A 14356-nucleotide genomic window follows, 5' to 3' on the forward strand; every position below is an offset into this window, starting at 1 on the left:
CGATCCGGCGCGCGGTGCGCTGCTGCTCGGATCGGTGTGGAAGGGGTGCTCACGCGGCGTCTATCGCGGTCGTCCTGGCCAGCGGGCCCCACTCGTCGAGTTCGGCGAGGAGCCGACGATGGCGCGGCGCGAGGAGGTCGACGGCATCGCCGCCGAGGGCCAGCCGCAGCGGCGGGCGCTCGGCGTCGAGCGCGGTGCGGATCACGGCGGCCGCCTTCACCGGATCACCCGGTTGGGCGCCGTGGAAGTTCTTGAGCAGGGTGCGCGCCGGACCGGTGATGTCGGTGTAGGCGGGCAGCGGGCGGCTCTCGCGCAGGGCGGCGCCCGCGAAGGCGGTGCGGAAGGCACCCGGCTCGACGATGAGCACTCGGATGCCGAAGGGCGCGACCTCGGCCGCGAGCGCCTCGGAGTAGCCCTCCAGGGCGAACTTCGCGGCACAGTAGGCCGAGAATCCGGAGTAGCCGAGCTGTCCGACGAAGCTCGACATCTGCACGATCGCGCCACCGCCTGCGATGCGCATCGAGGGCAGGACGGCGCGCACGAGCGCGGCCGGGCCGTGCAGGTGCACGTCCAACAGGTCGCGCAGCTCCGCGTCGGTGGTCTCCTCGGCGGCGCCGACGTGGCCGAAACCCGCGTTGTTCACCAGGACGTCGATCCGGCCGAACCGGGCGAGCGCGGCACTGACGGCGTCGTCCACCTGCTCGGGATCGGTGACGTCCAGCGGCAGCGCCGTGACCCGCTCGGCGGCCCCGGCGACGAGACCCGCGAGGGACTCGGGGCGACGGGCGGTCGCCACGACGAAGTCACCGGCGGCCACGGCGGCCTCGGCCAGCGCCAGGCCGAAGCCGGACGCCGCGCCGGTGATGAACCACACCCGAGACGGGCGAGGCTCGCCCGGTCGAGATATGGCGTTGGCGGTCATTGGTCCTCCAGGACTAGACCCGTTGCTCTGCGTGATCCAGGAGACCGCGCCGCCCCCGGCGGCGTCCAAGACTCGTGGCCATAACCTTTGGACATAGATCACCGAGGGGAAGGTGGACATGGACGTCGACACTCGCGTCCTGCGGTATTTCGTGGCGGTGGCCGAGCACCTCAACTTCACCAGGGCCGCCGAACAGCTCTTCATCTCGCAACCGGCGCTGAGCAGGCAGATCAGGCAGCTGGAGACGGAACTGCGCACGCCGTTGCTCGAACGCACGAGCCGCGAGGTGCGCCTCACGCCGGCGGGGGAGGAACTGCTGCCCGCCGCCCGCCGACTCATCACCGACTGGCAGACCGCGCAGCGGGCCGCCAGGACGGTGGCCGCGGCCGCCTCCCAGGTGCTGCGGATCGGCTTCGTCGCCACCGGTGCCGGGCCGCTGACCACCAGGGCCAGGACCCTGTTCGCAGGCAGGCATCCCGAGGTCACCGTCGAGCCCAAACGGTTCGACTGGGGCGGCGAGGTGGCCGCGTTGCGAGACGGGCTGGTCGACGTCGCCTTCCTGTGGCTGCCCGCCGACACGACGGGGCTGCGCGTCGAGGTCATCGCGGAGGAGCGGCGGATGGTCGCCCTGGCCCGAGACCATCGACTGGCCGCGCAGCCCGACGTCTCGATCCTCGACCTGAACCCCGAACCGCTCGGCTGGACCAGACGCGCGCCTCGGCCTTGGGTGGACTGGTGGGCCGTCAATCCGCGTCCGGACGGCACCGAACCGCTGTGGGGGCCGGAGAACGACAACGTCGAGGAGATGCTGGAGCACGTCGCCGCCGAGGCCGCCATCTCCATCGGCTCGGAGTCGATGGCCGCCTACTACGCCCGACCCGACCTGGTGTGGCGGCCGATCCGAGACGTGCCGCCGCTGCGGATCGGCCTCGGCACCACGCCGGGGCCGATGAGTCCGCTGGTGGCGGGCTTCGTCGAGGTGGTCCGGCTGCTGGTCGGTTCGGCGACGGACGACGGGCCCGTCGGCGGCGCGGAGTCGGCGTGACGGCGGCCGCCTGGTGAGCGCACGTCTGCCTGCTGCGAGCCTTCGACCGGTCCGAGGGCGACGCGGCCTGCGGCGCCCGGGCGTCGGTCGCCGCCCCGGCCTGCCGGGCTGACCGACCGCGCCCTCGCCCTCGCCCCGCCGACGACCGATCGAGCCGCACCCGGCGACTCCCGGCCCGCCCGGCCACGACTTCCTTCGCGGTCTCCGACGTCGTCGACTTCAAGCAGTAGTCGTCGCGCGCCGCGAAATGCTTGTCCTGTCCCGTCGATCGCTGTTGAATCCTAATCGAGCGCCGTTGCCGGTGGATCGGGCAGTTCAAGCCAGTTAGCTGGCGCTTTCGATTCGACAGTTTACTCGTACTGACGTCGTGAGACGGCCCGCTCGCTCGTCGTCCCTCGGCGACGGCGGGCCGACGTGTCTTGTGCAGGACGGAATTCGAACAGCGAGGGAGAATTCGACGTGCCGAACAACACCGCCGACGGTGCGACGACCGCCGAGGTCGCGCTCCGTTGGTTCAATGCGCTGAGCAGCGGTGACATCGACGCGGCCCTGGAGCTGGCCGCCGACGACATCGAGTTCGTCAACTACACGCCGGTGCCGGGATACAACACCGACATGCCCTGGATCGGCACTCATCTCGGCCGGGACGCCGTACGCCGATCCTTTGAGGAATTCGGCCGGGTGGTGGCCGTCGATTATGCGGAGCTCATCCGCATCGCCGTCGACCGCAATTCTGCGGCCGGGGTGATTCGCGAGATATCGACGGTTCGGGAGACCGGCCTGAAGTTCGAGATCGAATTCGTCCAGTGGCTCACCGTGCAGGACGGCAAGATCGTCTACTGGAAGTCCTACACCGACCCGTCGGAGATCCTGCGCGCGCTGCGTGGGCCGGTCCTGGAACGCGAGGTCTCGGCATGACTCCCACCCTGGACACCCTGCTGCTCAACGCCGTCCGCAGGCGCGGCACCGAAGAGGTTCGCGACCTGCTCCGCGACGGCGCGAACCCCGGCACTCGGGACGCCTCGGGGCTGACCGCGCTGATGATCGCGGCGGGCAACGGCGACGCCGAGACCGTCGGGGTGCTGATCGGAGCGGGCGCCGACGTCTACACCACCGACACCGGGGCGGGCGGCACCGCGCTGCACAAGGCGGTGCAACGCGGCGACCTGGCGACGGTCCGAATGCTGGTGGAGGCGGGCGCCTTCATCGACGCCGTCTGCATCACCACCGGACACACGCCGCTGCTGGACGCGTTCTGGTACAAGTGGCCGGACATCGTCGGCTACCTGCTGGATCGTGGTGCCGGGACCGACATCGCCACGCATTACGGCTTCTCGATGCGCGACCACTTCCAGTACGCGATGAACGTCAACCCGGTGGGCCGGGAGAAGCTGGTCGCCGCCGACGCCCTGCTGCGCAGGCGGCTCGACGCCGACCAGCGGGCCGTCGCCGACCAACCGCTGATGGCCGCGGTCGTCGCGGGCGACGTCGACGAGGTCCGCAGGCTGCTGGCCGCAGGCGCCGAGGTCGACGCCCGGCATCCCGTGCTCAACGGCTTCAACGACGTGCACACCCCGCTGCTGGTCGCCGCCCGCGACGGACACACCGAGATCGTCCGCCTCCTGTTGGCGGCGGGTGCCGACGTGAACGCCGTCGAGCCGACCTTCGGCGCGGTCCCCGTGCACAAGGCCGTCTACAACGGACATGCCGAGATCACCCGCATCCTGGTCGAGACCCCCGGCGTCGACATCGACTTCCAGGGCTCCACCAACGGCTACACCCCGCTGCACGACGCGCTGTGGCACGGCTTCGAGGACTGTGCCCGCATCGTGCTCGACGCCGGTGCCCGGCTCGACCTGCTCGGCCATGACGGCAAGACCCCGTACGAGCTGGCCGCAGAGGTCTTCGGCCCGGACCACGACCTCGCCAGGACGATCCGCGCGGCCGCCCGGCCGTCAACGGCGACCTCTCGGGGCTGAGGGCTCGCCGAGCCCGCGACGGACGGCCTGCTCCTCGGGGCGCCTCCTGTCGACATCGCGCTGACCGAGACCAGCGGGCCTGCCGCTCGCAACGCCGTCGACCGGCCCGAATCCGAGAACACATGCACCAACCAGGAAGGAGCCACCCATGCTGTTCTTCTGCCAGATGCGCTGGAATCACGAGGGGCGGATCAGCCTCGACGAACTGTGGGAGATCGAAGAGGAGGAGACCCGGCACGCCCAGGAGACCGTGGACTCCGGCTACTGCGTCGGAATCTGGAAGGTCGCGGGCCAGAAGCGCGTCCTGGCGGTCGTCGACGCCGAGTCGGCCGACGATCTGGACCGCTCGGTGTTCCAGCTACCGATGCGCGAGTACCTGGAGTTCGAGGCCATCTGGCCGTTGCGCGACTACGTGAGCTTCGCCGGAGACGTCGAGAACCGCTACCGCCCCGTCGGACAGGAGAAGACCCCGTGATCCACCAGCTGATCTTCGCCTACCCCCGTCCCGGCATGACCGAGGAGGAGTTCCACCGCTACTGGGTCGAGGAGCACGCGGTCCGCTACGCGAGCAAGATCCCGCAGGTCAAGCAGTACAGCGTCGACACGAGGGTCACGGTGCCCGGCGAGCAGTCCGATCCGCTGTGGAGCGGCGTCGCCGAGATCTGGCTGGAGAACGAGGAGGAGCAGCTCGCCTCCCTCCAGACCCCGGAGTTCCTCAACGGCGCGCGGCTCGACGAGCCTCGCTGGGCCGCCTTCTGGCGGAGCCTGGTGCTCGACACCGACGCCCACGTGGTGATCCCCGGCGACGAGCAGCGGGCCGATCGGCCGGGGACCAAGCAGTTCATCCTGGTCAAGCGGAAGGAGGGAATGCCGCTGGAGGAGTTCCGCCAGTACAGCCGGGACGCGCACGCGTCGTTGGTCGCCAAGATCCCCGGACTGCGACGTTACTACCAGAACTTCACCCGCGACGGCGCCTACGGCGTCGGCGAGGCGGTGCTGGACTGCGCCTATCAGCTCTGGTTCGACGACGCGGAGGAGCTGCGCCGGGCCACGGCGACCGAGGAGTACCGCCGCGCGATGGCCGACCTGCACACCTTCACCGAGCCCCGTTACGTGCACACCCTCGCCGTGCGGGAGAACTGGATCATCGGGCCGCAGGCCGGGTGACGCTGTCGCGAGCTCGGTCCGGGTCACCCGGTGGCGGGCTCGGCTGTGTGAATTCTGCGGGCTCGGCCCGCGGGTGCATCAGCCTGCGGGTTCGCCCGCACGCATCTCTCGGCGACGGTCGGCGTGGGCCGTCCCCGAGTTCATCCGCCCACCTGTTGCTCTGCGGCTGACAGGAGCGGGTCCGGCTGCGGCCGACGCCTCGTCGACTCGACAACCGGTCTCGTCCGGCGACCACGCCACCCCCCAGACCGGCTGTCGATCCGCTGCCTCCCGGCGGATCGACAGCCGGTCTTCGTCGTGCCGTCAGGCGCCCCACGACTTGCTCGGCCGGGGAGGTCCGGGCTCGGGCCGTCGCCTGCGGAACCGGCAGCCTGCACCAGAAGTCGGTTCCACCTCGGTCACCGAGGGCGGGATGCCGTCGAGACCATCTGGTCAAGTCCGTTCTATCGTCGCCGCGAAATGCGATTCCCTTGCCGGTGGTTACGTCACCGCGTTTAATTCTGGTTGTCCCCGACGACGCAGCCGGGTCGACCTCCCGAGAAATCACGGAATTACTCATGGGAGCAGCGGCCGCCGGGCACCGACTCAGGTCGGGACATTCCTTGTTTCACACCGTGACGAAAGGACAACCATGACCAAGCGCATGTTGGTCGTGCTCTCCGAGTACGGATACTGGGGAGAGGAGTTGGTCGGACCGGTCGAGGCATTCGACGCGGCGGGTTATCGCACCACCTTCCTCACGCCGACGGGTCAGCGTCCCCACGCCCTCCCGCCGAGCGTCGACCCCGACTACATCGATCCGCCGCTCGGCCGGTCGGTCACCACGTCCGACATGGCGCGTCGAGTCCGCGAGCTCGACGAGTCGCCCCGGTTGGACAACCCGCTCAGCCTCGCCGACCTGCTCCCCGAGCGGCCGTACTACAGCGCCATCAACCACCTGCGGGACCTGGAGGAGTACAACCGCAGGAACGCCTCGGCCGTGGCCGACCTGGTCACCAGCTTCGACGCCCTGGTCATCGTCGGCGGCAGCGGTCCTATCGTCGACCTCGCGAACAACGAGCGCCTGCACGAGCTGGTCCTGGGCTTCGTCGGCGTGGACAAGCCGATCCTCGCCGAGTGCTACGGCGTCGCGGTGCTGGCCTTCGCCAGGGATCTCGAGACGCGGCAGAGCATCATCGCGGGCAGGCACGTGACCGGTCACCCCAAGGAGTACGACTACAAGGACGGCACCGGCTTCTTCGGGGTCGACTTCAACATGGGCCCGCCCCCGTACCCGCTGGAGTACATCCTGCGGGATGCGACCGGCCCCGGCGGTCGATTCCACGGAAACGTCGGCCAGGAGACCTCGGTCGTCGTCGACTACCCGTTCGTCACCGCCCGGTCGACCCCCGACTCGGTGCCCTCGGGTGATCTGCTCGTGCAGGTTCTGGAAAACGGCCTGCGCCGCCACGGCTGGTAATCGACAAGGAGGAAATGATGGAAAGCAGACCAGGAAAGGTCGCTGTCTTCGAGCAGTTCGCGGCCGACGGAATGAAATACATGTTCGGCAATCCGGGCACCGTGGAACAGGGGCTGTTGGACGCCGGTCGAGAATTCGATCTCGACTACATCCTCGCCCTGCAGGAGAGCGTCGCGGTCGGCATGGCCGACGGCTATGCGCGGGCCACGCAGCGACCGGCCCTGGTCCAGCTCCACACCGGGGTCGGGCTCGGGAACGGGATCGGGATGCTCTACCAGGCGCTGCGCGGCGGATCTCCGCTCGTCGTGATCGCCGGGGACGCGGGCATCCGTTACGACGCGATGGACGCCCAGATGGCGGTCGACCTGGTGGCGATGGCGGAGCCGGTGACGAAGTTCGCCACCCGCGTCGTCGACCCGGGGTCGGTGCTGCGGGTGCTCCGTCGGGCGGTGAAGATCGCCATGACGCCGCCGAGGGGCCCGGTGTTCGTCGGGCTGCCCGCCGACGTCCTCGACGAGCTGACCGCCGAACCGGTGGTGCCGAGCTCGATCCCGTCCACTCGAGTGCTTCCCGAGCCCTCCCTGGTGGCCGCCGCGGCCACGCGGCTGCTCGCAGGCCCGCGCCGACTGATCCTGATGGGCGACGGGGTCGCCCTCAGCGGTGCGCAGCGGGAGCTGACCTCGGTGGCCGAGGCGCTGGGCGCCGAGGTCTGGGGCGTCAACTCCTCCGAGGTCAACTTCGACACCACGCATCCGCTCTACGGCGGCGGACTCGGGCACATGTTCGGCGCGGCGAGCGCGCGGGTGGTCCAGGAGGCGGACTCGGTGCTGATCGTGGGCACCTACGTCTTCCCCGAGGTCTTCCCGAGCCTGGCGAGCCCGTTCAAGCCGGGTGCGCAGCTCGTCCACATCGACCTCGACTCCTACGAGATCGCGAAGAACTTCCCCGTCGACCTGGGCATCGTCGCCGACCCCAAGCTCACCCTCGGCGCCATCGCCAAGGAACTCCAGCGGCGGCTCCCCGCGGTGCCCGCCCCGGCGGGCACGGTGACCGCCGTCCCTGCCGTCGCCGAGCCCCCGAGCTCCGACATCGACGACTCGGTGCTGGAGCGCTTCGTCCGGCGGCTGGGGGAGCGCGCCCCGGAGGATCTGGTCCTGTTCGACGAGGCGCTGACCGCCTCGCCGCCGCTGGCCCGGCATCTGCCGCCGAGGCATCCCGGCCGGTTCTTCCAGACCAGGGGCGGCTCCCTCGGCGTCGGCATCCCCGGCGCGCTGGGCATCAAGCTGGCCAGGCCGGAGCTGCCGGTCGTCGCCTTCACCGGTGACGGCGGAAGCATGTACACCATCCAGGCGTTGTGGACCGCCGCCCGCTACGGGATCGGCGCCAAGTTCGTCATCTGCAACAACCGGCGCTACCGACTCCTGGATCAGAACATCGATCAGTACTGGTCCGAGCTGGACATTCCCCGGCACCAGTACCCGGATGCCTTCGACCTGTCCTCGCCGGACATCGGCTTCACCGAGCTGGCAGGCGCCCTCGGCGTCCCCGGCAGACGGGTCACGCGACTGTACGAAGTGGACGGTGCGATCGAGGCCATGCTCGCGCACGACGGCCCGTTCCTGGTGGATCTGGTCATCGAATGACGTCGAGCACGCCTGAGTTCGCATCGCTGACGAGAACGGAGGTCGACCGACCATGACGGTGGCAAGCGTCGACACGGTGCTCACCGACACTGCGGTCCGACGACTGGTGCACGACTGGTTCGAGGCGCGCGATCGCCACGACCACGTCGACAACCTGCTGAGACTGCTGACGGGCGCGGGCCTGGTGCTGCACTTCCCGCAGCACACCCTCCGCAGCCACGACGACGTCCGAAGCTGGTACGAGGACGAGATCCTGAGCACCTACTTCGACGAGGTGCACGAGATCGCCGACATCGGCGTCCAGCTCACCTCGCCCCTGCACGCCGAGGTGTCGATCCGGGTCAACTGGCAGTCCAGGGTCTGGCGGTCGCCGAAGGCGTCGAGCACCTGGCTCGGCTTCGACTCCCTGGAGCACTGGTCGGTGGTGCTCCAGGACGGAATGCCACGAATCCGCACCTACACCGTGCGCGACTTCACCCCCATGCCGGGATCGGCCTCGCTGCGGGCAGACGACTGACGTCGCACCGCGCAGGCCCTCCCGGCCGAAGGGCCCGACGTCAGGCACGTCGGGCCCCCCACCGGGCCGGCCCGGTGGGCGGACGGGCGGCAGGCATCGCGGGGACCGATGCCTGCCGCCCGCCACATCCGAACCCCGGCCGCCGCCTGCCCCGAGTCACTGTCTGCCCGGCATCGAGGCAGGCCCGAATCGCCGCAGGCCCAGCAGGGCGACACCCACACCACCAGACGCGGCGCCGCCCGACGGCGCGTCGCGAGAACGGATCGAGGCACCATGGACGTACAGACGCCGTTCGTACCCGGCAGGCTCGCAGGCAGGCGCATCGGACTCCTGATGGAGAGCGACTACGTCGAGAACGAGATCGCCTACTACCGGATGCGCTTCGCCGAGGAGGGCGCCGAGGTCAGCCTGCTGACCAGGCTGTGGGGCAACAGCTCCCTGACCTTCACCGGCCACGAGCAGCGCGCGCCGATCGAGGTCGACGGCGACCTGGAACAGCTCGACTACGACGCCCTGTCGTCGTTGTCCGCGCTGATCGTGCCCTCGGGCATGGTCGCCGACCGGCTGCGCTACACCGAGAACGTCGACCAGGCCGCGCCCGCCGTCGAGGTCATGCGCCGGGCCTTCCGACTGCCCAACCTGATCAAGGGCTTCTCCTGCCACGGCCTGCTGCTGCTCTCGACCGCACCCGACCTGGTGCGCGGTCGCTCGGTCACCTGCCACAACAACCTCGTCGGCGACGTCAGGAACATGGGCGCCGTCTACTCGGGTCAGGACGTGGTCGTCGATCGAGACCTGGTCACCTCGCGGACCGTCGACCAATGCCACCTGCTGGCCAGGACGATCATCGAGATGCTCGCAGGCCAGCAGCGCTGAGGCTCGACGGGACGACCGTCCCCTCTCGGCGCGCGTGGGCGACCAGTCTCCTCGCCGACGCCGCCGAGCCGATATCTGATGAGACTGGAGGCATCAGGTGGCCGCTGAACGGGCCTACACCTTCTCTGACACCACTGCCGGCTACCTGGAGGACTACCAGGACGGTCGCATCCGGTTACGCACCCTCGACGGCAGGCGCATCGCTTTGCAGCTGACCGAGAGCAGTTCCGGGCAGCTGCTGCGCAATCTCGGCGGGCCGCCGGTGGACGTCACCGGCAGCCTCGCCGATCACCTGCGGCCGGGCAGGCTGCTCTTCGCCTACGGCCCGGTGTACCCCGAGGCCGACGGCCTTCGCTACCAGGTGAGCAGCCTGCTGTTCGTCGAGTCCGGGACCGCCGGCGACGACTTCGTCTTCGAGACCCCCGAGTGGTGGACCGACCAGCTGCGCGCACTGGCCGGGTTCTACCGCCGGGCCCAGTTCGGCGCCGGGGAGGTCGACTTCGCCGACTACCGCACCGAGCTGCGGCTGGGCGGCGACAAGAACGGCCGACACGTCCAGGAGACCGACACGATCTCGCGGTTGGTCTACGGGATGTCCTCGGCCTATCTGCTCACCGGCGAGGAGGACTTCCTCACCGTGGCCGACCGGGGCTCGGCGTATCTGCGGGAGCACATGCGCTTCGTCGACACCGAGCAGGACGTCACCTACTGGTACCACGGCATCGACGTCGACGGGATGCACGAGCGCAAGCTCTTCACCTCGGAGTTCGACGACGACTACCACGCGATCCCGGCGTACGAGCAGATCTATGCCCTCGTCGGCCTGGTGCAGACCTACCGGGTCACCGGCGATCCCGCCATCCGACGCGACATCGAGGGCACGATCCGGCTCTTCCGTCGCTTCTTCGCCGACCCCAGACGGGGCGGATACTTCTCGCACATCGACCCCGTGCGCCTGAGCCCGCACGAGGAGTCGCTCGGCCGCAACCGGTCCAGGAAGAACTGGAACTCGGTCGGTGATCACGCCCCCGCCTACCTGTTCAACCTGTACCTGGCGACCGGCGATCCGGCCTACCGGGACATGCTCGAGCACACCTTCGACATGATCGTCTCGCACTTCCCGGACCGAGGTCCCGGCGGCAGCCCCTTCGTGCAGGAGCGATTCCACGAGGACTGGTCGCCCGACCGGGAGTGGGGCTGGCAGCAGGATCGCGCGGTGGTCGGACACAACCTCAAGATCGCCTGGAACCTGACCAGGATGAACGCCGCGGTCCCCAAGTTCGAGTATCAGCAGCTCGCCAGGCGCCTCGCCGAGACGATGCCCGCCATCGGCCGGGACCCGCAGCGCGGCGGCTGGTACGACGTCCTGGAACGGCAGCCGCGCGATGGCCGCCACGACTTCGTCTGGCACGACCGGAAGGCCTGGTGGCAGCAGGAACAGGCGATCCTGGCCTACCTGGTCCTCGCAGGCCACACCGGCGACGCCGATCACCTGCGGCACGCTCGCGAGGCCGAGGCGTTCTACAACGCCTTCTTCCTCGACCACGACGAGGGCGGCGTCTACTTCACGGTGCTCGCCGAGGGCCTGCCCTACCTGCTCGGCACCGAGCGGCTGAAGGGCAGCCACTCGATGAGCATGTACCACGCGGCCGAGCTGTGTTACCTGGCCACCGTCTACAGCAGACTCCTGGTGCGTCGCGAGCCGCTGGACCTGTGGTTCCGGCCGGGCCCCGACGCGGACTTCCCCGACGGACTGCTGCGGGTGGCACCGGACGTGCTGCCGCCCGGCCGGACCGTGCTGGACCGGGTGCTGGTGGACGGCGAGCCGTTCACCGACTTCGACCCCGACGCGATGGCCGTCCGGCTGCCGCGCAGCGCGAGTCCGCTCACCGTCCAGGCCCGGCTGCGCCCAGTGGAGGAACGGTGACCAGGACGACGACCTCCGCCGTCGGCGCGGGCTCGGGAGCTGCCGCCTCCCGGACACAGCAGGCGGGCAGGGGCGGCGCCCTGGTCGTCGGCTCCGACGTGCCCGCCGTCGCCTCGGGCGGGCGGCCTGCCGCTGGAGCGGATGAGCGGCTCGCCGCTGGAGCCGACGGGCGGCCCGAGATCTCCGCCGTCCGCTGGGTCGACGGCTTCCGCATCGTCCGAGGCAGACCGCTGCCCCTCGGCGCGACGGCGACGGCGACGGGCATCAACTTCGCGGTCGCCTCGGCGACCGCGACCAGGATGATCCTGGTGCTGCTCGACCCGGAACGCGGCTCCGTACTGGGCGAGATCCCGTTTCCCGACGACTATCGGGTGGGCGACGTCTTCGCCATGACGGTGCTCGGTCTCGACCCGGACCTGGTGCACTACGCACTGCGGGTCGACGGTCCGGCCCATGCGCCGGGCGCCCGATTCGATCCCGACGCACTGCTGCTCGATCCCCATGCCCGGCTGCTGGCAGGCGGCGAGCGATGGGGCGAGCGGCCCCGGTACCGAGGCAAGGTCCTCGGCGCCGCCGGATCGGACTTCGACTGGGGCGAGGACCGCAGGCCCCGGTTGCCCGCCGCCGACCTGGTGATCTACGAACTGCACGTCCGAGGCTTCACCCGAGACGACTCCGCCGGAGTCGAGGCACCGGGAACCTATGCCGGACTGCGGGAGAAGATCCCCTATCTGCGGGAACTCGGCGTGAACTGCGTCGAGCTGCTGCCGGTGTTCGAGTTCGACGAGACCGAGAACACCCACCGTGACCCGACCACCGGCGCGCCCCTGCTCAACAGCTGGGGCTACAGCCCGATCGGCTTCTTCTCGCCGAAGACCGGCTATGCCGCCGACCCGGCCGAGGACGGCGCGGCCAGGGAGCTGAAGGAACTGGTCAAGGCGCTGCATGCGGCCGGGCTCGAGGTGATCCTCGACGTCGTGTTCAACCACACCGGCGAGGGCGATCATCGGGGTCCGACGCTGTCCTTCCGAGGCATCGACAACGCCACCTACTATCTGCTGACCCCGGAGGGCTACTACCAGAACTACAGCGGCACCGGGAACACCCTGAACTGCAACCATCCGGTCGTGCGGAGCTTCATCGCCGACTGCCTGCGGTACTGGGCGGTGGAGTACCACATCGACGGCTTCCGCTTCGACCTCGCCTCGATCCTGTCGCGGGGCACCGACGGGTCGCCGATGGAGAATCCGCCGTTGCTGGAGGAGCTGGCCCATGATCCGGTGCTGGCCGACTGCAGGCTCATCGCCGAGGCCTGGGACGCGGCAGGCCTCTATCAGGTCGGCAGCTTCCCCGCCTACGGGCGTTGGATGGAGTGGAACGGCCGCTATCGGGACACGCTGCGGCGCTTCCTGGTGGGCAGACCGGACAGCGCGGGCGAACTGGCCGCCCGGCTGGTCGGCTCGCCCGATCTCTACGCGGGGCGGGGCACTGGGGCCTCGGTCAACTTCGTCACCTGCCACGACGGCTTCACCCTCGCGGACTGGGTCTCCTACGACCACAAGCACAACGAGGCCAACGGCGAGGACGGCCGCGACGGCGGCGAGGACGACGCGAGCTGGAACCACGGACACGAGGGCCCGACCGACGATCCGGAGATCCGCGCGCTCCGGGGCAGGCAGACCCGCAATGCGCTGCTTCTGCTGCTGATGAGCAACGGCGTGCCCATGCTGCTCGCAGGCGACGAGTTCGGCCGGACTCAGCAGGGCAACAACAACGCCTATGGCCAGGACAACGAGATCACCTGGGTGGACTGGGCCGCGGCGGCCGGTCACACCGACCTGATCCGCTTCGTCCGGCGCTGCATCGACTTCCGGCTGGCGCACCCGGTGCTGCGGCGTGCCGCGCATCCGCAGGGGCAGACCCCGCCGGGATGGCAGTACCCGGAGGTGAGCTGGCACGGCGCCAGGCCGTGGGAGCCGGACTGGTCACCGGGATCGAGTCTGGTGGCGATGATGCTGCACGAGAAGGCAGACGACGGGCGCACCGACACCGTGTTCGTGGCGGCCAACGCCCATGCGGAGCAGCGGATCGTCACGCCCCCGGCCGCGCCTGCGGGAACCGGCTGGCATCTCTTCGCCGACACCGGCCGAGCTCAGGCCGCCGCCGAGGCGGGGGAGGAACCCGCCTGGGCAGGGCCGGAGCTGACGTTGACGGCGAGATCGGCGGTCGTGCTGGTGGCACGACCCGACGGAAGTGAGGACACATGAGCTTCGAGGCGTATCTCGGATTCACCGAGGGGACGGCCACGATCCACCTCGCGGGCGAGCTGGGCGAGAGTTCGACACCGGTCTTCCGGTCGCTGGTGGACCAGGCGGGCACTCGACCATTAGAGCGCCTGGTGCTGCAGATGAGCGCGTTGCGGTCGATCTCCTCGGCAGGCGTCCGTGCCCTGGTATGGGCGCACCAGATGATGGGACCGCGCGTGGAGATCATTCTCGTCGGTGCCCGTGCGGAGGTGCGGGAGACGATCCGATTGGCTGGATTCGATCACTCCATCACGATCGCGACGGCAGGTAGCAGCGCCTGAACCTGCCCGCGCGAGTTGATTTCCTCCGGGGGAGCATGGCCCATTCGGCCGACGGCCGAATGGGCGCCGTCGGAGGCTGTCGACCTATGTCGAGGCATTCGTGAGCACCAGCCCTGTCGGGGCCGATGTCGGGGCGCCCGGACCGCCGGCCCGCCGGCCGCAGACTGTTGACCATCGATCACTGTCCGTCCATACGCGGCGGGGCTGAATCAATTCGGCCCCGCCGCGTCGCTC

The 14356-nt window shown here is 69.7% G+C and carries 13 protein-coding genes; 12 read left to right on the plus strand and 1 reads right to left on the minus strand.

Features of this window, described 5'->3' with window-relative positions; genetic code table 11:
• Nucleotides 1–49: 49 nt before the first annotated feature.
• On the minus strand, nt 50–922 hold the full coding sequence (locus UA75_RS07610; protein ID WP_075739652.1) for an SDR family NAD(P)-dependent oxidoreductase: 873 nt from the start codon (nt 920–922) through the stop codon (nt 50–52).
• A gap of 118 nt (nt 923–1040) precedes the next feature.
• Here UA75_RS07610 and UA75_RS07615 point away from each other — a divergent pair, with 118 nt between their 5' ends.
• The 12 genes from UA75_RS07615 to UA75_RS07665 all read left to right on the plus strand — a co-directional run bounded on the left by UA75_RS07615 (nt 1041) and on the right by UA75_RS07665 (nt 14122).
• Nucleotides 1041–1967 carry a LysR family transcriptional regulator gene (locus tag UA75_RS07615; protein WP_075739653.1) on the plus strand — a complete coding sequence of 309 codons (927 nt, stop codon included), beginning with the start codon at nt 1041–1043 and terminating at the stop codon, nt 1965–1967.
• A gap of 459 nt (nt 1968–2426) precedes the next feature.
• Nucleotides 2427–2885, plus strand: a complete 459-nt coding sequence (locus UA75_RS32640; RefSeq protein ID WP_157434051.1) for a nuclear transport factor 2 family protein — start codon at nt 2427–2429, stop codon at nt 2883–2885.
• Nucleotides 2882–3946, plus strand: coding sequence for an ankyrin repeat domain-containing protein (locus UA75_RS07620; RefSeq protein WP_157434052.1), 1065 nt, complete (start codon nt 2882–2884; stop codon nt 3944–3946). The genes UA75_RS32640 and UA75_RS07620 overlap by 4 nt, the downstream gene beginning before the upstream one ends.
• 148 nt (nt 3947–4094) lie before the next feature.
• Nucleotides 4095–4421, plus strand: a complete 327-nt coding sequence (locus UA75_RS07625) for a muconolactone Delta-isomerase family protein (RefSeq protein ID WP_075739654.1) — start codon at nt 4095–4097, stop codon at nt 4419–4421.
• Entirely contained in the window at nt 4418–5113 is a 696-nt protein-coding gene (locus tag UA75_RS07630) for an EthD family reductase (protein ID WP_075739655.1), read from the plus strand. The genes UA75_RS07625 and UA75_RS07630 overlap by 4 nt, the downstream gene beginning before the upstream one ends.
• Nucleotides 5114–5744: 631 nt before the next feature.
• Complete coding sequence (locus UA75_RS07635; protein WP_075739656.1) at nt 5745–6572, plus strand: type 1 glutamine amidotransferase domain-containing protein; 828 nt, start codon at nt 5745–5747, stop codon at nt 6570–6572.
• 14 nt (nt 6573–6586) lie between these two features.
• Nucleotides 6587–8215, plus strand: coding sequence for a thiamine pyrophosphate-binding protein (locus UA75_RS07640; protein ID WP_232251174.1), 1629 nt, complete (start codon nt 6587–6589; stop codon nt 8213–8215).
• Between the two features lie 52 nt (nt 8216–8267).
• Nucleotides 8268–8732 carry a hypothetical protein gene (locus tag UA75_RS07645; protein ID WP_075739657.1) on the plus strand — a complete coding sequence of 155 codons (465 nt, stop codon included), beginning with the start codon at nt 8268–8270 and terminating at the stop codon, nt 8730–8732.
• Between the two features lie 273 nt (nt 8733–9005).
• Nucleotides 9006–9608, plus strand: coding sequence for a DJ-1/PfpI family protein (locus UA75_RS07650; protein WP_075743528.1), 603 nt, complete (start codon nt 9006–9008; stop codon nt 9606–9608).
• Between the two features lie 97 nt (nt 9609–9705).
• Entirely contained in the window at nt 9706–11535 is a 1830-nt protein-coding gene (locus UA75_RS07655; protein WP_075739658.1) for an AGE family epimerase/isomerase, read from the plus strand.
• Nucleotides 11532–13802 carry a glycogen debranching protein gene (locus tag UA75_RS07660; protein ID WP_198044238.1) on the plus strand — a complete coding sequence of 757 codons (2271 nt, stop codon included), beginning with the start codon at nt 11532–11534 and terminating at the stop codon, nt 13800–13802. The genes UA75_RS07655 and UA75_RS07660 overlap by 4 nt, the downstream gene beginning before the upstream one ends.
• Complete coding sequence (locus tag UA75_RS07665) at nt 13799–14122, plus strand: STAS domain-containing protein (protein ID WP_075739659.1); 324 nt, start codon at nt 13799–13801, stop codon at nt 14120–14122. Before UA75_RS07660 ends, UA75_RS07665 begins: the two co-directional genes overlap by 4 nt.
• Nucleotides 14123–14356 lie beyond the last annotated feature (234 nt).

Source organism: Actinoalloteichus sp. GBA129-24 (assembly GCF_001941645.1).
In the GTDB taxonomy this organism is placed as follows: Bacteria; Actinomycetota; Actinomycetes; order Mycobacteriales; family Pseudonocardiaceae; genus Actinoalloteichus_A; species Actinoalloteichus_A fjordicus.